This is a genomic window from Allobosea sp. P2_B12 (assembly GCF_056404835.1).
The window spans coordinates 445615-465316 of sequence record NZ_JBFUDG010000003.1; the positions used below are offsets into that span (position 1 = coordinate 445615).

At 67.3% G+C, this 19702-nt stretch carries 17 protein-coding genes; 9 read left to right on the forward strand and 8 right to left on the reverse strand.

Annotated elements, in window-relative coordinates; genetic code table 11:
• The first annotated feature begins 5 nt into the window (after positions 1-5).
• From AC1DYU_RS10940 to AC1DYU_RS10950, 3 genes are read left to right on the forward strand one after another with little or no spacing between them, the layout of a single operon-like run.
• Positions 6-1145 carry an ABC transporter permease gene (locus AC1DYU_RS10940; RefSeq protein ID WP_476791746.1) on the forward strand — a complete coding sequence of 380 codons (1140 nt, stop codon included), beginning with the start codon at positions 6-8 and terminating at the stop codon, positions 1143-1145.
• Positions 1142-2770, forward strand: a complete 1629-nt coding sequence (locus AC1DYU_RS10945; protein ID WP_476791631.1) for an ABC transporter ATP-binding protein — start codon at positions 1142-1144, stop codon at positions 2768-2770. Before AC1DYU_RS10940 ends, AC1DYU_RS10945 begins: the two co-directional genes overlap by 4 nt.
• Positions 2771-2772: 2 nt before the next feature.
• Entirely contained in the window at positions 2773-4005 is a 1233-nt protein-coding gene (locus AC1DYU_RS10950) for a phosphopentomutase (RefSeq protein WP_476791632.1), read from the forward strand.
• 21 nt (positions 4006-4026) lie between these two features.
• On the opposite strand, the gene AC1DYU_RS10955 is transcribed toward AC1DYU_RS10950, so the two are convergent.
• The 7 genes from AC1DYU_RS10955 to murA all read right to left on the reverse strand — a co-directional run bounded on the left by AC1DYU_RS10955 (position 4027) and on the right by murA (position 10195).
• A complete protein-coding gene (locus AC1DYU_RS10955; RefSeq protein WP_476791633.1) occupies positions 4027-5484 on the reverse strand; it encodes a methyl-accepting chemotaxis protein in 1458 nt (485 codons plus the stop codon).
• Entirely contained in the window at positions 5481-5834 is a 354-nt protein-coding gene (locus tag AC1DYU_RS10960) for a hypothetical protein (RefSeq protein WP_476791634.1), read from the reverse strand. Before AC1DYU_RS10960 ends, AC1DYU_RS10955 begins: the two co-directional genes overlap by 4 nt.
• Positions 5835-6087: 253 nt before the next feature.
• Positions 6088-6492: an arsenate reductase/protein-tyrosine-phosphatase family protein gene (locus AC1DYU_RS10965; protein ID WP_476791747.1), complete on the reverse strand. Its 405-nt coding sequence runs from the start codon at positions 6490-6492 to the stop codon at positions 6088-6090.
• Between the two features lie 49 nt (positions 6493-6541).
• Positions 6542-7030 carry a UPF0262 family protein gene (locus tag AC1DYU_RS10970; RefSeq protein WP_476791635.1) on the reverse strand — a complete coding sequence of 163 codons (489 nt, stop codon included), beginning with the start codon at positions 7028-7030 and terminating at the stop codon, positions 6542-6544.
• A gap of 71 nt (positions 7031-7101) precedes the next feature.
• The gene (gene hisD / locus AC1DYU_RS10975) at positions 7102-8391 is read right to left on the reverse strand and encodes a histidinol dehydrogenase (RefSeq protein ID WP_476791636.1); all 1290 of its coding nucleotides are present in this window, start codon (positions 8389-8391) and stop codon (positions 7102-7104) included.
• A 36-nt stretch (positions 8392-8427) separates the two neighbouring features.
• Positions 8428-8874 (reverse strand): DUF2948 family protein, encoded by a 447-nt coding sequence (locus AC1DYU_RS10980; protein ID WP_158485633.1) that lies wholly within the window; start codon positions 8872-8874, stop codon positions 8428-8430.
• A gap of 31 nt (positions 8875-8905) precedes the next feature.
• Positions 8906-10195, reverse strand: coding sequence for a UDP-N-acetylglucosamine 1-carboxyvinyltransferase (gene murA / locus AC1DYU_RS10985; RefSeq protein WP_476791637.1), 1290 nt, complete (start codon positions 10193-10195; stop codon positions 8906-8908).
• A 664-nt stretch (positions 10196-10859) separates the two neighbouring features.
• Between murA and AC1DYU_RS10990 the strand changes: the two genes are divergently transcribed.
• The 4 genes from AC1DYU_RS10990 (at position 10860) to AC1DYU_RS11005 (ending at position 17462) form a co-directional block, all read left to right on the forward strand.
• A complete protein-coding gene (locus tag AC1DYU_RS10990) occupies positions 10860-11816 on the forward strand; it encodes an enoyl-CoA hydratase-related protein (protein ID WP_476791638.1) in 957 nt (318 codons plus the stop codon).
• Positions 11817-11955: 139 nt separating this feature from the next.
• Positions 11956-14283 (forward strand): putative bifunctional diguanylate cyclase/phosphodiesterase, encoded by a 2328-nt coding sequence (locus AC1DYU_RS10995; RefSeq protein WP_476791639.1) that lies wholly within the window; start codon positions 11956-11958, stop codon positions 14281-14283.
• 250 nt (positions 14284-14533) lie between these two features.
• A complete protein-coding gene (locus AC1DYU_RS11000; protein WP_476791640.1) occupies positions 14534-15991 on the forward strand; it encodes a dihydrolipoyl dehydrogenase family protein in 1458 nt (485 codons plus the stop codon).
• 10 nt (positions 15992-16001) lie between these two features.
• Complete coding sequence (locus AC1DYU_RS11005) at positions 16002-17462, forward strand: sensor histidine kinase (protein ID WP_158485628.1); 1461 nt, start codon at positions 16002-16004, stop codon at positions 17460-17462.
• Positions 17463-17477: 15 nt separating this feature from the next.
• Here the strand turns inward: AC1DYU_RS11005 and AC1DYU_RS11010 are convergent, their stop codons facing one another.
• Complete coding sequence (locus AC1DYU_RS11010) at positions 17478-18107, reverse strand: S24 family peptidase (RefSeq protein WP_158485706.1); 630 nt, start codon at positions 18105-18107, stop codon at positions 17478-17480.
• 165 nt (positions 18108-18272) lie between these two features.
• On the opposite strand from AC1DYU_RS11010, the gene AC1DYU_RS11015 reads away from it, so the two are divergent.
• Together AC1DYU_RS11015 and AC1DYU_RS11020 are read left to right on the forward strand one after the other, a co-directional pair.
• Positions 18273-18617 carry a DUF952 domain-containing protein gene (locus AC1DYU_RS11015; RefSeq protein WP_158485627.1) on the forward strand — a complete coding sequence of 115 codons (345 nt, stop codon included), beginning with the start codon at positions 18273-18275 and terminating at the stop codon, positions 18615-18617.
• A complete protein-coding gene (locus tag AC1DYU_RS11020) occupies positions 18614-19702 on the forward strand; it encodes a quinone-dependent dihydroorotate dehydrogenase (RefSeq protein WP_476791641.1) in 1089 nt (362 codons plus the stop codon). Before AC1DYU_RS11015 ends, AC1DYU_RS11020 begins: the two co-directional genes overlap by 4 nt.

Here is a 19702-nt window from a genome sequence, read left to right on the forward strand (position 1 = left end):
CCACGCTGCGCAGCGATGTGCCGCACGCACCCGTAGAGGCGAGCCAGGGCTGGCTCAAGCTTTCGCCGATCAACCGGCGCCGGCTGAACAATTTCAAGGCCAACAAGCGCGGCTGGTGGTCGCTCTGGATCTTCCTGACGCTGTTCGTGCTGTCTCTCTTCGCGGAGTTCCTCGCCAACGACCGACCGCTGATCGTGCGCTACAAGGACGAGTGGCTGTTTCCCGTCGCGGTGAACTATCCCGAAGAGAAGTTCGGCGGCTTCCTCGCCACCACCGATTATCGCGACCCCGTCATCGCCAAGGAGATCGGCGCGAATGGCTGGGCCGTCTGGCCGCCGATCCGCTACTCCTTCCAGACGCACAATCTGGACCTGCCGGTGCCGGCGCCCGCCCCGCCGACCTGGATGCTGCGGGATGAGCAGTGCAAGGTCATTGCCGAGCGCATCGGCAGCACGGGCTGCCGCGACCTTGAATGGAACTGGCTCGGCACCGACGACCAGGGCCGCGACGTCGTCGCGCGGCTGATCTACGGCTTCCGCATCTCGATCCTGTTCGGGCTGATCCTGTGCGGCATCTCTTCGGTGATCGGCATCGCGGCCGGCGCGATCCAGGGTTATTTCGGTGGCTGGACCGATTTGATCTTCCAGCGCGTCATCGAGATCTGGACCTCGATCCCGGCGCTTTATCTGCTGATCATCGTGGCGGCGATCATCACGCCGAGCTTCTTCGTGCTGCTCGGCATCCTGCTGCTGTTCTCCTGGGTCGCGCTCGTCGGCGTGGTCCGGGCGGAGTTCCTGCGGGCGCGCAATTTCGAGTATGTCCGCGCCGCGCGCGCACTCGGGCTCTCCAACCGCGCCATCATGGTCAAGCACCTCTTGCCGAACGCGATGGTGGCGACGCTGACCTTCCTGCCCTTCATCCTGAACGGCTCGATCACCACGCTCACCTCGCTTGACTTCCTCGGCTTCGGCCTGCCGCCGGGTTCGCCCTCTCTGGGCGAATTGCTGGCGCAGGGCAAATCGAACCTGCAGGCGCCCTGGCTCGGGCTCTCGGGCTTCGTCGTGATTGCGCTGATGCTGTCGCTGCTGATCTTCATCGGCGAGGCGGTCAGGGATGCCTTCGACCCGCGGAAGACCTTCGCATGAGCGGCCCCCTCCTCTCCGTCCAGGACCTCTCCGTCGCCTTCCGCCAGGGCGGGCGCGAGACGCTGGCCGTTGACCGTGTCTCCTTCGATCTCGCCAAGGGCGAGACGCTCGCCATCGTCGGTGAATCCGGCTCGGGCAAGTCGGTCTCGGCGCTGTCGATCCTCAAGCTGCTGAACTACCCCTCGGCTTACCATCCGTCCGGCAAGGTGATGTTCAACGGCCAGGATTTGATCGCGGCCGATGAGGACGCGATGCGCAAGGTGCGCGGCAACGACATCACCATGGTGTTCCAGGAGCCGATGACCTCGCTCAATCCGCTGCACACGATCGCGCGGCAGATCGGCGAGATCCTCGAATTGCACAAGGGACTGCGTGGCGACGGCGCGCGAACACGCACGCTCGAACTGCTTGATCTCGTGGGCATCCGCGATGCGGCCAGCCGACTCGACGCCTATCCGCACCAGCTCTCCGGCGGGCAGCGCCAGCGCGTGATGATCGCGATGGCGCTCGCCAACGAGCCGCATCTGCTGATCGCCGACGAGCCGACGACGGCGCTCGACGTCACCGTGCAGGCGCAGATCCTGAAGCTGCTGAAGGAACTTCAGACCCGGCTGGGCATGGCGATGCTGTTCATCACCCATGATCTCGGCATCGTCAGGCGCATCGCCGACCGGGTCTGCGTCATGCTGAAGGGCCAGATCGTCGAGCAGGGGCCAGTCTCCGAGATCTTCGGCAACCCGCAGCACGACTACACGAAGCGCCTGCTCGCCGCCGAGCCGACGGGACGCCCCGCCCCGGTGCCCGCCGATGCCGCGACGCTGGTCGAGGCCGGGCCGATCAAGGTCTGGTTTCCGATCAAGACCGGGTTCCTGCGCAAGACGACCGGCCATGTGAAGGCGGTCGATGGCATCGCGGTCAAAGTGCGCGAGGGCGAGACGCTGGGCGTGGTCGGCGAATCCGGTTCGGGCAAGACGACGCTGGGGCTCGCCATCCTCAGGCTGATCGCCTCGGAAGGGCCGATCGTCTTCCTCGGCGACCGCATCGACGGCCTGTCGAGCTCAGCTGTGCGGCCCAAGCGCAAGGACCTGCAGGTCGTCTTCCAGGACCCTTACGGCTCGCTGTCGCCGCGCATGTCGGTCGCCGAGATCGTCGCCGAGGGGCTGACCGTGCAGGCCAGGCAGCAGAGCTACGGCCAACGCCGCGAGGTCGTGGCGCAGGCGCTGAGCGATGTCGGGCTCGATCCCTCCGCGATGGACCGCTATCCGCACGAATTCTCCGGCGGCCAGCGCCAGCGCATCGCGATCGCGCGCGCCATGGCGCTCGATCCGAAATTCATCGTGCTGGACGAGCCGACCTCGGCGCTCGACATGTCCGTCCAGGTCCAGATCGTCGAATTGCTGCGCGACCTGCAGGCGCGGCGCAGGCTCGGCTATCTCTTCATCAGCCACGACCTCAAGGTCGTGCGGGCCATGGCCCATCGGGTTCTGGTGATGCAAAACGGCAAGGTCGTCGAGGAAGGTCCAGCCGAGGACATCTTCTCGCGTCCGCGCGAGGCCTATACGCAGGCGCTGCTCGCCGCAGCGCTCAATCTCGAACCGGCCGGAACCGCCGCCGTGAGGGAGTGATCATGGCGCGCGCGATCCTGATCGTGCTCGATTCCGTCGGCTGCGGCGAGGCCGAAGACGCGCATCTCTATGGCGACACCGGCGCCGACACGCTCGGCCACATCGCGCAGGCCTGCGCGGACAGCCGCGGCGATCGCGAGGGCCTGCACAGCGGGCCGCTCGCCTTGCCCAACCTCGTCCGGCTCGGCCTCGCCCATGCCTATGAGGCTTCCACGGGGCGGCCTCTCGCTGGCGCCATGAAGCCGGCTGCGCCCGCCGGACGGGCCGGCTATGGCGTCGAGATCAGCCAGGGCAAGGACACGCCGTCGGGACATTGGGAGATCGCGGGCTGCCCGGTGCCGTTCAGATGGGGCTATTTCACGGCGCTGGAGAATTCATTCCCGCCCGACCTCGTCGCCGCGATCATCCGCGAGGGCGCCCTGCCCGGCATCCTCGGCAACAGGCATGCGTCGGGCACCGCGATCATCGACGATCTCGCCGAGGAACATATCCGGACGGGCAAGCCGATCTGCTACACCTCCGTCGATTCCGTGCTCCAGATCGCCGCACATGAGGAGCATTTCGGGCTGGAGCGGCTCTATGCGCTCTGCCGCAAGGTGCGGGTTCTGGTCGATCCGCTGAGGATCGGGCGCGTCATCGCGCGGCCCTTCGTCGGCTCGGCTGTGAGCGGCTACACCCGCACCGGCAACCGCAAGGATTTCGCCATCCCGCCGCCGGACGAGACGCTGCTCGATCGTCTGGCGTCGCATGGGCGCGCGATCGTCACCGTCGGCAAGATCGGCGACATCTTCGCGCATCGCGCCACCGGCGAGGAGATCAAGCCTTTCGGCAACGCCGCGATGTTCGATGCGGCGCTCGCGGCGTGGGAGTGCTTGCCCGATGGCGGCTTCTGCTTCGTCAATCTCGTCGATTTCGATACGGAGTTCGGCCATCGCCGCGACGTACCGGGCTATGCGGCGGCGCTGGAAGCCTTCGATGCGATGCTGCCGCGACTGGAGGCAGCGCTGCGGCCGGGCGATCTCGTCGTGATCACCGCCGACCACGGCAACGACCCGACCTGGCCCGGCACCGACCACACCCGCGAGCATGTGCCGATCTTGGCGTTTGGGCCAGATACCGCAGGCCTTGGCATCGCGCCTGAACCGCTCGGCCGGCGCGAGAGCTTTGCCGATATCGCTGCGACGCTTGGCGACTGGCTCGGCCTGGGCAAGGTGGGGCCGGGCAAAGCCTGGTAGGGAAGGACGGCTGGTAGCCCGTCAGGCGGCCGCGACGCGCTCGCAGAAGGCCGCGACCTCCTCACGGATGCCGCGGGCCTGGGCCGCCAGGGCATCGGCGGAATCCTGAACCTTGCGGGCGGCGTCATGGGCGCCTTCGGTCATCGCCTCGAAGCTGCCGACGATGTCGGCGCTGCGCCTCGCGCCCTCGAAGGACATGCGGACCTGATGGGCGATCTCCGAGGTCGCCTGGCCCTGCTGCTGGACCGAATCCGAGATCGCGTCGGCGACCCGCTCGACATCGCCGATCGCCACCACGATATCACGGATCGCCTTCAGCGAGCGCTGGGATGCGTCCTGCATGGCGCCGATCTGGATCGAGACCTCGTCGGTCGCCTTGGCCGTCTGGGCCGATAGCGTCTTGACCTCGCTCGCGACCACGGCGAAGCCGCGCCCCATCTCGCCGGCGCGCGCCGCCTCGATCGTCGCGTTGAGCGCGAGCAGGCTGGTCTGTGCCGCGATGCCACGGATCAGCTCGACCACCGCGCCGACATTCTCGCTGTTGCGGGCAAGATTCTCGATCTCGTCGCTGGCCTTGCGCGCCAGTTCCGACGCCTCCGTCGAGCCCGCGGCCGATTGCGACATGCTGCGGCCGATCTCACCGATAGACACAGCTAATTCGTCGCTGGCTGCGGAGAGATGATCGATCCCGAGCATCGTTTCGGATGTGGCATCCGAGACGAGCACCGTCTGGTGCCGCGCCCGGTCCGACGTGCCGATCAGGGCAACCGCCCCGCCCTGCATGATGTCGGCCGAGCGGTCGAGCACCGCCATCTCCTGCTCCATCCTGCCGCGGAAGGCGGCGACGAGTTCGCGCAGCATCTCGGCGCGCCGGCCGATCGCTTCGGCGAGGCGCTTCTCGCTCTCTCCGGCAAGGCGTTCCCGTTCGGCGGTGTCGCGCGCCAGAGTGAGGCTCTCCTCGTTCAGGATGAACATGCGTTCCATGATCACGGCAATGGTGGCGAGGAACGAGGTCTCCATCACGACGATGACGGCATGCAGCATGACCCGCATCAGGCTGCCACCCTGATAGAAGACGGCCGACGGCAGCACATATTGCAGGACGAGGTGATGGGCGGCCGTCAGGGCCGCACCCATGACGATCGGCCGCCAGTCGCAGAAGCCGGCGAGCAGCGCCAGCACCGCGAAATAATACATGTGCATGTCCGGCTGCCAGGGGTGACCGGCGAGACTGAATACCATGACCGAGACCTGGCCGATCAGCACGAGCGCCATGAACAGCCGGGTGATCGGCGCCGCACCGCGGCGGCTGTAGAGCAGGAGGGCGCCGGCGGCCAGGAAGAACGCCAACACGACCGGCAGAGAGCCGTTCTCACCGCGCAGCCAGAAGACCAGAGCCAGCGCCGGAACATGCAGGAAGGCCAAGCCCAGCAGGACGCAGGCGACGCGCTGCCTGATGATGTCGAGGGTCCAGGTCATGCTGCCAGTTCCGTCGCGCGCGCGTCGAGGCAGCCTGCCAGACCCGCCAGCACCAGGACGAGGATCGCGCCCTGCGGCCTATGGGCCGAAGCGGTATCCGCATCGGCCGCCACGATGACGATGAAGGCCGAACGGCCCGAGCGCAGCACCAGATGACCGGCGTCGATGCTGCGGGTCACGGCCTCGTCGCCGGTTATCCAAGGTGGGAAGACGATAGCGACGGGCGTGCGCTTCGCGGGCGACGCACCGGGCAGGGCCGCCACCGCGCCGACAATGCTGGCAAGGAACATCAGGCACAGCGCAACGCGCTCGCCGGCGGACAATTTCTGGCGCAGCGGGAGACGGATCACAGTTCTCGTTTCCATGGATTGCCCGAACGCTACACGACCGCCCGCAAGCCCCCCAGCAGACAGCTCAGTTGCGCGACTTTGGGTTAACGGTTCCCTTAAGGCGCATCGCAAGCGGCTCTAAGCGGCGTCTTCAGACATCACAGGTCGTTCGCGGCGGCCAATACAACCGTAGATTGCAGGCGGCTGAGGCCTGCCCCGGGGCAAGCTCGGCCCTACGTTCCGCCGCAAGGCGAGATGCCGACATCGGGCCGTCTCAGGAGGCCAGCCTGTCCTTGATCCGCCGCATCAATCCGTCCCGCACCTCGCGATAGGCCTCCATCACCTGCTCGCGCGAGCCCTGCACGGCGGTGGGATCGACGGTGGGCCAGTATTCGACCGCGGCGGCGACGGTACGGGTCAGGTCGAGCGCCTTGTGGTGGGCTTCCGGCGAGAGCGAGACGATGAGGTCGAAGTTCAGCCCCTCCCATTCCTCCAGATCCTCGATCGATTTCGGCTTGTGCTTGTGGGCATCGATGCCGATCTCGTCGAGCACGGCGATCGCGAAGGCATCGACTTCGCCGCGCCGGGCGCCAGCCGACTGGACATAGACCGACTTGCCGAAGAAGTGCTTCGCCATCGCCTCGGCCATCGGCGAGCGCACCGCATTATGCGCGCACATGAACAGCACACTCTGGACCTTGCTGCGCGAGGCGGGCGGCTCCAAGCGCTCAGCCCTTCCAGTGCAGCGCGTAGATCAGGGTGAAGAGTCGCCTGGCTGTGTCGAAATCGATCTCGACCTTGCTGGCGAGACGCTCGACCAGGATACCGGCTGCCTCGTCGTGCAGGCCGCGCCGGCCCATGTCGATCGCCTCGATCTGCGAGGGCGTGGCGGTGCGGATGGCGGCATAATAGCTCTCGCAGACCATCGCATAGTCCTTGACGATGCGACGGAACGGCGTGAGCGAAAGGTGATGGGTCACGACTGGAGCGCCATCCGCCTGCCTGATCTCGAACACCAGCCGGCGCTCGACCATGGCGAGATGGGCCAGATAAGGGCCGCCCTCATGCCCGGGAACGACAAAGTGGTTGCGCTCGATCAGGTCGTAGATCGCGACCGCGCGCTCATGCTCCTGATCGGCGGAGCCGCCGCCGAGCGAGGACGGGTCGAGCGTGACGCCGACCAGGCACTGCTTCGCGGTTGGATCGGCTTGCGGCATCACACCTCCGGTCCTGGGTCGCGGCGCGCGCGCCGCCGTCAGATATTCGTGCTCACGACGATCCGCCGCGCTCAGTTGAGCCTGATCGTCACGGAACGGCCATGCGCCTGCAAGCCCTCGGCCTCCGCGAGCTGCGTCGCGGCCGGCGCCAGCGCGCGAAGTGCGTCGGGGCTGCATTTCAGCAGGGATGTCCGCTTCATGAAATCGAGCACGCCCAGACCCGAGGAGAAGCGCGCCGAGCGCGCCGTCGGCAGGACATGGTTGGGGCCGCCAACATAGTCGCCGATGGCTTCCGGCGTATGGCCGCCGATGAAGATCGCGCCGGCATTGCGGATCATCGCGGCGAGGCGGTCGGGATCGGCGGTCATGATCTCAAGATGTTCCGGCGCCAACCGGTCGATCAGCGGCACGGCGGCTGCCAGATCCGCCACCAGCAGGATCGCGCCATAGTCGGCCCAGCTTTTGGCCGCGATATCTTTGCGTGGCAATGTCTGCAGCTGCGCCTGCACCGCCTTCTCGACCTCGGCGGCCAGCCCCGCATCATCCGTCATCAGGATGGATTGGGCCGAGACGTCATGCTCGGCCTGGGCCAGCAGGTCGGCGGCGATCCAGTCGGGATTGGCGGTGGCGTCGGCGATGACCAGCACTTCCGAGGGACCGGCGATCATGTCGATGCCGACCTGGCCGAAGACGCGGCGCTTGGCGGCGGCGACATAGGCGTTGCCGGGGCCGACGATCTTGGCGACCGGCGCGATGCTGGCCGTGCCATAGGCCAAAGCGGCCACGGCCTGCGCACCGCCGATGCGGTAGATCTCGTCGACACCAGCCAGACGCGCCGCCGCCAGCACGAGCGGGTTGGTTTCGCCGCGCGGGGTCGGCGCGACCATCACCACGCGATCGACACCCGCGACCTTGGCCGGAACGGCGTTCATCAGCACCGAGGAGGGATAGCTCGCCGTGCCGCCGGGCACATAGAGGCCCACCGCCTCGATGGCGCTCCAGCGCCAGCCGCTCTCGACACCTGCCGCGTCGGTGAACCAGGCGTCCTGCGGCTTCTGGCGCAGGTGATAGGCCTCGATGCGGGCGCGCGCCGTCTCCAGCGCCGCAAGCTGGGCCGGCGGGCAGGCCGCCACCGCAGCCTCGATCTCGTCAGCCTGGATGCGTAGCGTCTGCGGCGTCAGCACAAGCGCGTCGAAGCGCTGGGTGTAGTCGATGATGGCCATGTCGCCGCGCTCGCGCACATCGCCGATGATGTCGGCGACGACGCGATCGACCTCCTCCGAGACCTCGCGCTTGGCCGAGAGCAGGTCACGGAAGTCGCGCTCGAAAGCGGCGCTGCTGTCGTCGAGCCTGATCGGCATCGCTGTCCCCGGATGTCTGATGTCGCAGGAAAGGGCTCAGGGGCCGTCGGGATGGCCCGGCGTCGCCACGGCCTCCCAGACCGGGCCGAGATCCTTCATCTGGGCCTCGATGCATTCGATCTGAAGCAGGATCGCGGCACCGTCGGAAAAATGCAGCGTGATGTCGCCGGCCGGAAGCTCGCCCTCGGCGAAGGTGATCGCCAGCAGGCTCAGCACCTGGTCGGGCGCGGCCTTGTCGATCTTCGTGCTGCGAACGGCGAGCACGCGGTCGAAATGCAGGGCGGTCAGCCGGCGCCGGCGCTGGCCGAGCGCCACGCCCTCCCAGTCGAAGCGGCGGGCGGCGAGCGCGAAGCGCTTCTCCGCCGGCAGCCAGACGATGTCGGCCACCTTCAGGACCGCATCCTGGAGATGGGCCGACACGACCGCCAAATCATCGGCGTCGAGCGCGAGAAGCTTCAGCGGGTCTGCGGCATCGTCCGACATGGGGGTGTTCTGGCGGTGCCGCCGAGATACGTCAACCGGTGATGCGCTCGACCTGCGCGCCACAGCGCGTCAGCTTGGCCTCCAGCGCCTCGAAACCGCGATCGAGATGGTAGACGCGGTTGATCATCGTCTCGCCCTCGGCCGCGAGGCCGCCGATGACGAGCGAGACCGAAGCACGCAGATCGGTTGCCATAACGGGCGCGCCGGTGAGCTTGGCGACGCCCTCGACATGGGCGGCATCGCCCTCGAGCCGGATCTTCGCGCCGAGCCGCGCCAGCTCCTGCACATGCATGAAGCGGTTCTCGAAGATGGTCTCGCGGATGCGCGAGGTGCCCTTGGCCTTCGTCATCAGCGCCATGAACTGGGCCTGGAGATCGGTCGGGAAGCCGGGGAACGGGTCGGTGTCGACATCGACGGATTCCAGCGGCTGGCCGTTGCGGCGGACACGAATGCCCTCATTGGTCGAGCTGACCTCGGCGCCAGCCTTGACCAGAACGTCGAGCGCCGACTGCAGCAGGTCGGGCCGAGCGCCTTCCAGCAGCACGTCACCGCCGGTCATCGCCACCGCCATGGCGTAGGTGCCAGTCTCGATGCGGTCGGGCAGCACGGTATGATGCGCGCCGCCGAGGCGCGCAACACCGGTGACGACGATCCGGCTCGTGCCGGCGCCCTCGATCCTGGCGCCCATCTTGGACAGGCAGGCGGCGAGATCGACGACCTCGGGCTCGCGCGCCGCGTTCTCGATCACGGTCGTGCCCTGCGCCAGCACGGCCGCCATCAGCGCCGTGTGGGTGCCGCCGACCGTGACCTTAGGGAAGACGATTTCGGCGCCCTTGAGGCCCTTGGGGGCGCGGGCGAGAGCGTAGCCGTTCTCGATCTCGATCTCGGCGCCGAGTTTCTCCAGCGCCATCAGCAGCAGATCCACCGGGCGCGTGCCGATGGCGCAGCCGCCGGGCAGCGAGACCTTGGCCTCGCCCATGCGGGCCAGGATCGGCGCGATCACCCAGAAGCTGGCGCGCATGGTCGAGACGAGTTCGTAGGGCGCGCAGGTATCGACGATCTGGCGGGCGGTCAGCGAGATCGTCTGGCCGGTCTCGGCCGACTGGCCGATGCGCTTGCCGGCGACGGTCCGGTCGACACCCTGGTTCGACAGGATGCGCGAGAGCGCGCTGACATCGGAGAGGCGCGGCACATTGGCCAGCGTCAGGGTCTCATCCGTGAGCAGGCTCGCGATCATCAGCGGCAAAGCCGCGTTCTTCGCGCCCGAGATCGGAATCGCGCCATTGAGGCGCTGGCCGCCGGTGATGCGGATCTTGTCCATCGTCAGGTCCTGCTAAGCCGGCCGGCGGGAAGCCGGCGGCGCATGGGAAACGTTTAAGTCAGGACCGGTCGGGGTCGGCCTGGGTTTGCGGTGCCGGCTCCTGCGCGGGCGCCTCTTCCGCGCGGCGAGCCCGGGCCTGTGCCTTGCGGCGCTTCAGGTTCTCCCGAAGGGCGGCGGCAAGGCGCGCCCTCTTCTCGTCGTCTGCGGCTGTCTGGCGGTTCACGGCATCAACTCGGTACCGGGGTTCAACGCTCGGATCGCGGCGAAATCGCGGCGCATCGTTAGCTGCATGCATTGATTTGGACAAGCACAGCGGGCAAGGCGCCGCCGTCGCATGAGGACAGAGGCGCGTGCCAGCGCGGCACAGCATCGTCGCGCACTGACGTCATGATGCGGAAGCCAGGCTGTCGCCGGCGTGCTGCGGCGTCCATTCGGCGATCTGGCGCAAGCAGATGCGAGCCGGGGCAAGGCACGCGGCTTGCGTGCGGGACAAGCATCGCCCTTGCGTCGATCCATCTTGATACAGGGCGAGGATGAGGACGTAACGTTAGGGAACAAAGCTTAACGAAATTAACCATTTCCATGGGATTTCGTTTACAGTTTGTTAACTTCGGATACCTTGTGAGCATCGCTCTCGATGCACGGCAACTTGGGGGTCAGCGGCATGTTTCAGTCATTTGCTTCGGTCATGGATGTTTCGGCACCGACAGTGCTCGAACACTGCGAAGTGATCGACGCGATCCGCCACGAGGCCGGCTTCCTGCCCGAGACCCAGCTGTCCTATGAGCCGGAGATCAAGACCCTCTGGGTGACGATCCGCCCCGAACTGAAGCCCGTTTTCACGCTGCAGCTGCTCGACAGCCTGGTCAAAATCCAGAACGCGATCATGGCGCTCTGGGGCGCTCCCGAGCAGTATCATCGCGCGCCGGTGCGTTTTCTTGCCTTCCGGGGAACCGGCCCATTCTTCACGCTCGGCGGCGATCTCGATTTCTATCTCGACTGCCTGGCCAAGAACGATCGCGCGGCGCTGGCCGAATATGCCCGGCTTTCGAGCGCCGGAGCGGTGATGAACGCCAGCGGCCTGAACGGCCTCGTCGTGACGCTGTCGACGATCCACGCCAAGGCGATCGGCGGAGGCATCGATGCGCCGCGCTCATGCAACATCATGATTGCCGAGGAGCAGGCCTCGTTCGTCTACCCCGAGATCAAGTTCAACCATTTCCCGATCACGGCGGTCGCGATCCTGTCGCGCCGCATGGGTCCGCGCGCTGCCGAGGCGATGCTTCTGTCGGGCGAGGAGATGAGCGCCCAGGAATTCCTCGAGGCGGGCGGGCTCGAAGCTGTCGTGCCGACGGGAACCGGCGAGGCCTGGATCCGCAAATATGCGAGCGACTCGCTGCCCATGCATGCCGCCAAGACCGCGCTGTTCTCGGCCTTCAACCGCCGCGCGGGGGATCTGAAGGAGGAGCTCGAACATCTCGGCCAGATCTGGACCGACTGCATGCTGCGGCTTAATCCCAGTGCGATCTCGAAGCTGCAGCGGATCGCGCAGACGCAGGACAGGATGCTCGCGCGGGTCTACCAGCGGCCCGCGCCCGCCGTTCAGCGGCTGGGCGTCTGAGCGCCGCGCGGCCGCCTCTTCCACGCGGAAAGGTCCTCCAAACACGAAACATTTACCTCTCAGCCCTTAAATCCCCCAAACGACAGGAAACGCGGGTGCGGCGAGCAGGCGCTCCCGGCAGCCCCTGGGACGGGATTTGATGGCGGGCGCGCTCAAGCGACTGTGGAACGCCAGAGCGCACGATCCGGGCGAGGGTTTCGACCTGCCCGGCTATGCGCTGCTGGTCAGTTCGCTGTTCTCGTCGCCCGCCTCGATCATTCCCGGCGGCGTGGCCGGCATCCTGACGCCGTTCCTGTGCTGGATTTCGACAGGCCTCGACCTGTTCCTGCAACTGACCCTGATGGTCACCGCCATCGTCCTGCTGCGGCTGGCGAATTTCGTCTCTTATCACCGGCATGACCATTCCAACGACGGCTATGCCGAGACAAGGCGCTGGGACCGGGATTATTTCCTGGGCGCGACCGCCTTCAGCGCCGTACTCGGCTACAGTTGCTACGCCGCACTCGTGTATACGGACGATCCGGCCGCCCATATCACCTCGGTCGCCTCGACGATCGCGATCGCGTCCGGCTATGTCTCGCGCAATGCCGGCCGGCCGAAATTCGTCGCGGTCCAGTTGCTGACCTTCTGCGTGCCGATGGCGATCGGCCTGATCCAGGCCCACAATGTCTATTATCACTATATCGGCTATTTCGCCTTCCTGTATGTGGCGGCCAACATCGCCATCACGAACTCGATCCATCGCAACCTGCTGGCCCTCAGCGACGCGACCAAGCAGTCGAAGGCGCTGGCGTCGGCCCTGCACTCCCAGAACCTGACCCTCGACGCCGCCCTGAACACCATGATCCATGGGCTGGCGATGTTTGACCGCGACCTCAAGCTCGCCGTCAGCAACGCACCTCACCAGGCGCTTTACGGACTGCCCGAGACGCTGGCCCTGCCGGGCACGCCGATCACCGCGATCGGGCGTTTCCTGGTCGAGCGGCAGGTCGTCCGCGCGGAGCAGCTGCGCGACCTCAGGGAGGCGCTCGTCGAGATCCAGAGAACCCAGCACACCACGAGCCGGGAAATCCAGACGCGAGCCGGCCGCACTCTCGTCGTCACCTTCGCGCCCGCGGCCGAAGGCGGCGTTCTGATGTCGACCGAGGATGCGACCAGCCGGAAAGCCACGGAGGCGCGCATCGAGCAGATGGCGCGCTTCGACGAGCTGACCGGGCTCGCCAACCGCTTCGAATACAACAGCAACATTGCAGAGGCCTTCGGCCGGCTGGAGCGGACCGGCGAGTCCTTCGCACTGCTCTATGTCGATCTCGACGGCTTCAAGCAGATCAACGACAATCTCGGCCATGATCTCGGCGACCGCGTGCTGGTGGAGACCGCCAATCGCCTGCGCGGCGCTATCCGGGGCAGCGACCTCCTGGCCCGCTTCGGCGGCGACGAATTCCTGCTGATCCTGCCGGCTGCGAACCACGCTACCGTCACCATGATCGCGCAGCGCATGATCGACGCGATGTCCAAGGCCTTCGTCCTCGACAACAAGACAGTCTACGTCACGGCCAGCATCGGCATCGCGATGGCGCCGCATGATGGCGCGATGCCGGCCGACCTGCTGCGCCATGCCGATACCGCGCTCTACAAGGCCAAGGCCGCCGGCCGCAACACGCTGATGTTCTTCAACCCGGCCATGGCCGAGGAGATGCTCGAGCGCCACGAGATCGAGGTCGATCTGCGCAAGGCCTGCGAGGACGGCTCGCTGGAGCTGTACTACCAGCCGATCCTCGATCTGCGGACCGGGGAGATCGTCTCGCGCGAGGCGCTGATGCGCTGGAAGCATCCGACGCGCGGCATGGTCTCGGCCGGCTTGTTCATTCCCATAGCGGAGCAATCCGGGCTTATCGCCGCGATCGGCGACTGGGCGATCCGCCAGGCCTGCAAGGACGCCGCCTCCTGGGAAAGCCATGTCGGCGTATCCGTCAACATCTCGCCGCTGCAGTTCCGCGAGCCGCGCCGCATCGTCGAGACGGTGAAGGACGCGCTGATCTCGTCCGGGCTCAACTCGCGCAGGCTGACGCTCGAGGTCACCGAATCGCTGCTGATCGAGGACAACAAGACGACGCTCGGCGTGATCGACGAATTGCGGACGCTGGGCGTGACCTTCGCCCTGGACGATTTCGGTACGGGCTATTCCTCGCTCGCCTATCTCTCGACCTATCCCTTCGCGCAGGTGAAGATCGACCAGAGCTTCACCCGCACCGTTCATTCCAGCGAAGCCTCGAAGGCGATCATCGAGGCGGTCTGCCAGCTCGCGCGCCGCCTCTCGATGAACGTCGTCGTCGAGGGCATTGAAACCGAGCAGCAGCGTATCGCCGTGCAGCTTCTCGGCGCTCAGCGGGCCCAGGGCTATCTCTTCGGCAGGCCGGAGCCACTGGCGAATTTCCTGCCGCGGAAAGACCGCAACGTCGCCTGAGGGCGGCGCGGCAGGGCGGCGGGCAAGGTCAGCCGGCGCCGAAGTACCGGCCTTGAGTCGGCGCCTCCAATCCGTGTTACGGCTGATGCGGCCTTGATTCCGCTCATCGAGCAACGCATCTGCGTCCTTGGAATCCGTCAGCAGCCCCGGGAGGCAGCATGATCTCGCCCGACAGCCGGGTCTCGCCATGGACCGGCTCGTCAGACTGGTCTGACGCTGCGCTATGGTCTTGCAGGACGGGAGGAGCGGCGTGAGCGAGGGCACGGCATCGGCGGCGAAGCCTGCGGCGCTGACGCCGGACCTCTGCGTGATTGGCGCCGGCACAGCCGGGCTTGCGGTTGCGACGGCCGCGGCGGCCTTCGGGGTCTCGGTCGTTATCGTCGAGCGCGACCGGATGGGCGGCGATACCGGCAGCAACGCCGTGATGGCCCTCGCGGCCGCGGGCGCCCGCGCGCAGGCCATCCGCGACGCCCGGCGCTTCGGCATCGCGACAATCGAGCCCGAGGTCAACGACGCGCAGCTTCACGACCATGTCCAGCGTGTGCTCGCGGCGGCCGCGCCCAACGCCTCGGCCGAACGCATGACGGCACTCGGCGCCAGCTTGATCGCGGGCGAGGCCCGTTTCGTCAGCCGCAGCACGCTTTCGGCCGGCGAGCAGACGATCAAGGCCCGCCGCTTCGTGATCGCGACAGGCGCGCGAATCGTTGCGCCACCGATCCCAGGGCTGGAGACCATCCCCTTCCTGACCGATGCGAGCCTGGCAAGCGCGACGCGGCGGCCCGACCGCCTGATCGTGCTCGGCGGCGGCGCAACAGGCGTCGCGATCGCGCAGGCGATGGCCCGGCTCGGCAGCCAGGTCACGCTCGTCGAATCCGCCAGCCTGCTCGGGCGCGACGATCCCGAGGCGGTCGCGATCCTGCGCCGGGCGCTGCTGCGCGAAGGCGTGATCCTGCATGAGCAGGTCCAGGTGCTGCGGGCACAATCCATCCGGGGCGGCGTGCGGCTCGCCATCGCCGGGGCCGATGGCGCCGAGCAGATCATCGAGGGCACGCATCTCCTGCTTGCGACCGGCCGGACGCCCGCGATCGAGACGCTCGACCTCGAGCTTGCCGGCATCGTCGGCGATGCGGGCGGCATTCGCGTCGACCGGCTGCTGCGCAGCACGAACGCCCGTGTCTATGCCATCGGCGATTGTGCCGGCGGCTTGGCCAGCGGTATGGGCGGCGGGCAGGTCGCCGAGGAGCATGCCCGGCTGGTGCTGCGTCATGCGCTGTTTCGCCAGCGCGGCCGGTTCGATGCGACGGCCGTGCCCCGCGTCACGCAAACCCAGCCGGAGCTTGCGAGCCTCGGCCTGTCCGAGGAGCAGGCGCGCGCCAAGGCCGGCGCCATCCGCGTGCTGCGCTGGCCCTATGCCGAGAGCGAGCGCGCCCAAGCCGAGCGTGAGACCGACGGCTTCGTCAAGCTCGTGACCGACACCAAGGGCCGCGTTCTCGGCGTCACGATCGTCGGGGCGCGGGCGGGCGATCTGATCGCGACCTGGGCGCTGGCGCTGAAGACCGGCATGAACGCCACGGAGATGGCGGAATTGATGATGCCGTATCCGACCCTGTCCGAGGTCTCGAAGCGGGCGGCGACCTCGTTTCTCATGCCGCTGGCGGCAAAGCCCGGCCTGCGCCGCCTTATCGGCTTCCTGCGCCGTTTCGGCTAAGCTCAGTTCGATGCATCCATATGAACCTGACAGGGACCAGCTTTCAATCAGCCTGCCGCGGGGCCTAACGCGGCTCGGGCTCTCGGCCAAGCTGCTCGTCCTGACGGTTCTGTTCGTAATGCTGGCGGAAGTGCTGATCTACCTGCCGTCGGTCGCCAATTTCCGGCGCAACTGGCTGAATGACCGGCTGGCGGCGGCGCAGATCGCCGTGCTGGTGCTGGAGGGCGCACCGCAGGACGGCCTGCCGGAAGGCAGCGAGAACCGCCTGCTGATGGGCGTCGGCGCCCGCGCCATCGCGGCGCGTGTCGGTGGCGCGCGCCGCCTGCTCAGCCTTGATTCGATGCCGCCTGCCGCCGTCTCCCGCACCGTCGACCTGCGTAGCCTCGGCTGGATCGGCGCGATCGGCGAGGCGCTGGAAACCCTGGTGCTGCCGCCGGCGAACATGCCGATCCGGGTGATTGGCGAGGCGGTCGGCGGCGCTGACTTCGTCGAGCTCGTCATCGACGAGGGGCCGCTGCGGCGGGCAATGCTGAAGTTCTCGACCAATCTGCTGCTGCTGTCGCTGCTGATCTCGGGGCTGACGGCGGTCGCGGTCTATGTCGCGCTCAACTGGATGATCGTCGGGCCGATCCGCCAACTCGCCGCCAATGTCATGGAATTCGAGGCCGACCCTGAAAACCCGCATCGGATCATCGATCCGACGCAGCGGGCCGACGAGATCGGCGAGGCGCAGCGCGCGCTGGCGCGCATGCAGATGACGCTTGCCGGCGAATTGCGCACCAAGAAGCACCTCGCCGAACTCGGCCTCGCCGTCAGCAAGATCAATCATGATCTGCGCAACATGCTGGCGGCGGCGCAGTTGATGTCGGACCGGCTCGTCGATACGCGCGACGCCAAGATCAAGCGCTTCGCGCCGCGGCTGATCGCAACGCTCGGCCGCGCCATCGATTTCTGCCAGGCGACGCTCGCCTATGGCCGCGCCGCCGAGGCGACGCCGGTGCTGAAGGATGTGGCTTTACGCCAGCTCGTGGCCGAGCAGGCCGACATGCTCGGCTTGGCCGAGGCTGCCCTGCTGACCTTCAGCAACGAGGTCCCCACCGAGATGATCGCGCCCTGCGATCCCGACCAGATGGCGCGCGTCCTGCTCAACCTGATGCGCAATTCGGTGCAGGCCCTGACCCAGGCCGGGGCCGACAATGACGGGCGGCCCATGCTCGCCGTCAGGGCAGAGCGCGACAATGGCTCGGTCATCCTGCGCGTCGCCGATAACGGCCCCGGCGTTCCGGAGCGGGCGCGGGCGAACCTGTTCCAGGCCTTTCGCGGCTCGGTCACGCCCGGAGGCACCGGGCTGGGGCTTGCCGTCGCGGCGGAACTGGTGCGGCTGCATGGCGGCACGATCGCGCTCGAACCTTCGGATACCGGCGCAGTATTTAAGGTCACGCTGCCAGGGCGGCGCCAGGTAGCGGCATAATTCGAAAAAACCTGCTTACTGGCTCGCCCAGATGACCCGGGCCATGAAGGCGATCTCGGAGAGATTCAAACTGCGATCGGCATGGTCGGGATTGAGCGAGGCCAGTTCGACCGTCTTCGCCGTCTGGCGCTTGAGCTGTTTGGCCAGTACCTCGCCCTCGACGGTCTTGACCACGACACGGTCGCCGCGACGGACGGTCGCCGTCGGCGAAACGATGATGGTATCGCCATCCCGATAAAGCGGCAGCATCGAATCGCCGGATATCTCCAGCGCATAGGCCTTCTCGTCGGCGACGCCGGGAAAGGCGACCTCCTCCCAGCCGGTACCGACCGGGAAACCGCCATCGTCGAAGAAGCCGCCGGAGCCCGCCTGAGCGAAGCCGATCAGCGGGATGGTGCGGGCAGGCGCGGCGCCGCGCCGCATCACCACGCTCATGAACTCGTCGAGGGACGCGCCCGTGGCCTGGAGGATCTTGGCGATCGATTCGGTCGAGGGCCAGCGCTCGCGCCCGTCCGGCCCGATCCGCTTCGAACGGTTGAAGGTGGTGGCGTCGAGGCCGGCTTTGCGTGCCAGCCCCGAGGCGGTGAAACCATAGCGCTGGGCGAGCGCGTCGATCGCACTCCAGATCTGGTCGTGGGACAGCACCGCGGAGGCCTCGCAGGGGATGTTGCCGGTTATCGGGGACAAAGATAGGAAATATCCCCTATCCGATAAGATTTCAATCTGATTTCCGCCATGATGCGGATAAAAATTGCCCAGCCCTCCTGACAAACGCTATGCCGTCGGTCGTCCCGTTCGCCGAGGTTTTTCGTGCCGCTCATCTACAAGATCTGCCCCGAGACCCTGTGGCGCGATGCCGAGGCCGCCGGGCGCTTTGCCGGCGCCCCAATCGACCTCACGGACGGCTACATCCATTTCTCGACGGGCGTGCAGCTCCGCGAAACCGCGGCCAAGCACTTCGCCGGCCAGCAGGGGCTGCTGCTGATCGCAATCGACGACGCGACACTGGGTGAGGCGCTGCGCTATGAGCCCTCGCGCGGCGGCGCGCTGTTCCCGCATCTCTATGCCGCGCTTGACCCCAAGGCTGTGCGCTGGGTGGCGCCTCTGCCGCAGGATCCAGACGGGCGGCACATCATTCCGGAGGACATCGCGTGATCGGCTCCCTGTTCAATCTCGCCCGGCCGCTGATCCACCGGATGGATGCCGAGACCGCGCATCGCCTGACGGTCGCGGCGCTCGCCGCCGCGCCGTCGCTGCGGCCCGCCCCCGATGATCCGGTGCTCGCCACCGAGGCCTTCGGGCTGTCCTTCGCCAATCCGGTCGGGCTCGCGGCGGGTTTCGACAAGCATGCCGAAGCGGTCGACGGCGCGCTTGGCCTCGGTTTCGGCTTCATCGAGGTCGGCGGCGTGACCCCCCTGCCCCAGCCCGGCAACCCCAGGCCGCGCGTGTTTCGGCTGATCGAGGACGCGGCGGTGATCAACCGCTACGGCCTCAACAGCGACGGCATGGAGGTCGTGGCCCAGCGTCTGGCGGCACGGCGCGCGCGTGGCGGCATCGTCGGCGTCAATCTCGGCGCCAACAAGGAATCGGCCGATCGCGCCGCCGATTATGCCGTACTGACGCGCCGGCTCGCCGATGTCACCGACTTCCTGACGGTCAACGTGTCCTCGCCCAACACCCCGGGCCTGCGCGACCTGCAGGCGGAATCGGCGCTGGACGACCTGATCGCACGGGCGATCGAGGCGCGCGACGAGGTCGCAGCCGGCGGCCGGCGCACGCCGATGCTGCTCAAGATCGCGCCCGACCTGACCTTGCCCGAGCTCGACGGCATGGTCGCGGTGGCGCGCCGGCGCGGCATCGACGGCATGATCGTCTCCAACACCACGATCGCCAGGGCCGACAGCCTGCGCAGCCCGGCCAAGAACGAGACTGGCGGGCTGTCCGGCAAGCCGCTCTTCACGGCCTCGACGAAGCTGCTGGCCGAGACCTTCCTGCGGGTCGAACGCCAGTTCCCGCTAATCGGCGTCGGCGGGATCGATTCGGCCGCGAGCGCCTTCGCCAAGATCCGGGCTGGCGCCGATCTCGTGCAGTTCTATTCGGCGATGGTGTTCCGGGGGCCGTCACTGGTGACGACGGTCAAGGCGGGATTGGCAGTCGAGGCGCGCAAGGCCGGGCTGCCGAGGCTCAGTGCGCTGGTCGGGCGCGATGCGGCCGCGATCGCGCGTGGCGAGACGCTGTAG

Bases quoted from the DNA above. Each gene is read 5' to 3' on its own strand.
- AC1DYU_RS10950 (WP_476791632.1), top strand. From the start codon at position 2,773: ATGGCGCGCGCGATCCTGATCGTGCTCGATTCCGTCGGCTGCGGCGAG.
- hisD (WP_476791636.1), bottom strand. From the start codon at position 8,391: ATGCCGATCAGGCTCGACGACAGCAGCGCCGCTTTCGAGCGCGACTTC.
- AC1DYU_RS11005 (WP_158485628.1), top strand. From the start codon at position 16,002: ATGCATCCATATGAACCTGACAGGGACCAGCTTTCAATCAGCCTGCCG.
- AC1DYU_RS10980 (WP_158485633.1), bottom strand. From the start codon at position 8,874: ATGTCGGACGATGCCGCAGACCCGCTGAAGCTTCTCGCGCTCGACGCC.
- AC1DYU_RS10965 (WP_476791747.1), bottom strand. From the start codon at position 6,492: ATGTGCGCGCATAATGCGGTGCGCTCGCCGATGGCCGAGGCGATGGCG.
- AC1DYU_RS10945 (WP_476791631.1), top strand. From the start codon at position 1,142: ATGAGCGGCCCCCTCCTCTCCGTCCAGGACCTCTCCGTCGCCTTCCGC.
- AC1DYU_RS10995 (WP_476791639.1), top strand. From the start codon at position 11,956: ATGGCGGGCGCGCTCAAGCGACTGTGGAACGCCAGAGCGCACGATCCG.
- AC1DYU_RS10990 (WP_476791638.1), top strand. From the start codon at position 10,860: ATGTTTCAGTCATTTGCTTCGGTCATGGATGTTTCGGCACCGACAGTG.
- AC1DYU_RS10955 (WP_476791633.1), bottom strand. From the start codon at position 5,484: ATGACCTGGACCCTCGACATCATCAGGCAGCGCGTCGCCTGCGTCCTG.
- AC1DYU_RS10970 (WP_476791635.1), bottom strand. From the start codon at position 7,030: ATGCCGCAAGCCGATCCAACCGCGAAGCAGTGCCTGGTCGGCGTCACG.
- murA (WP_476791637.1), bottom strand. From the start codon at position 10,195: ATGGACAAGATCCGCATCACCGGCGGCCAGCGCCTCAATGGCGCGATT.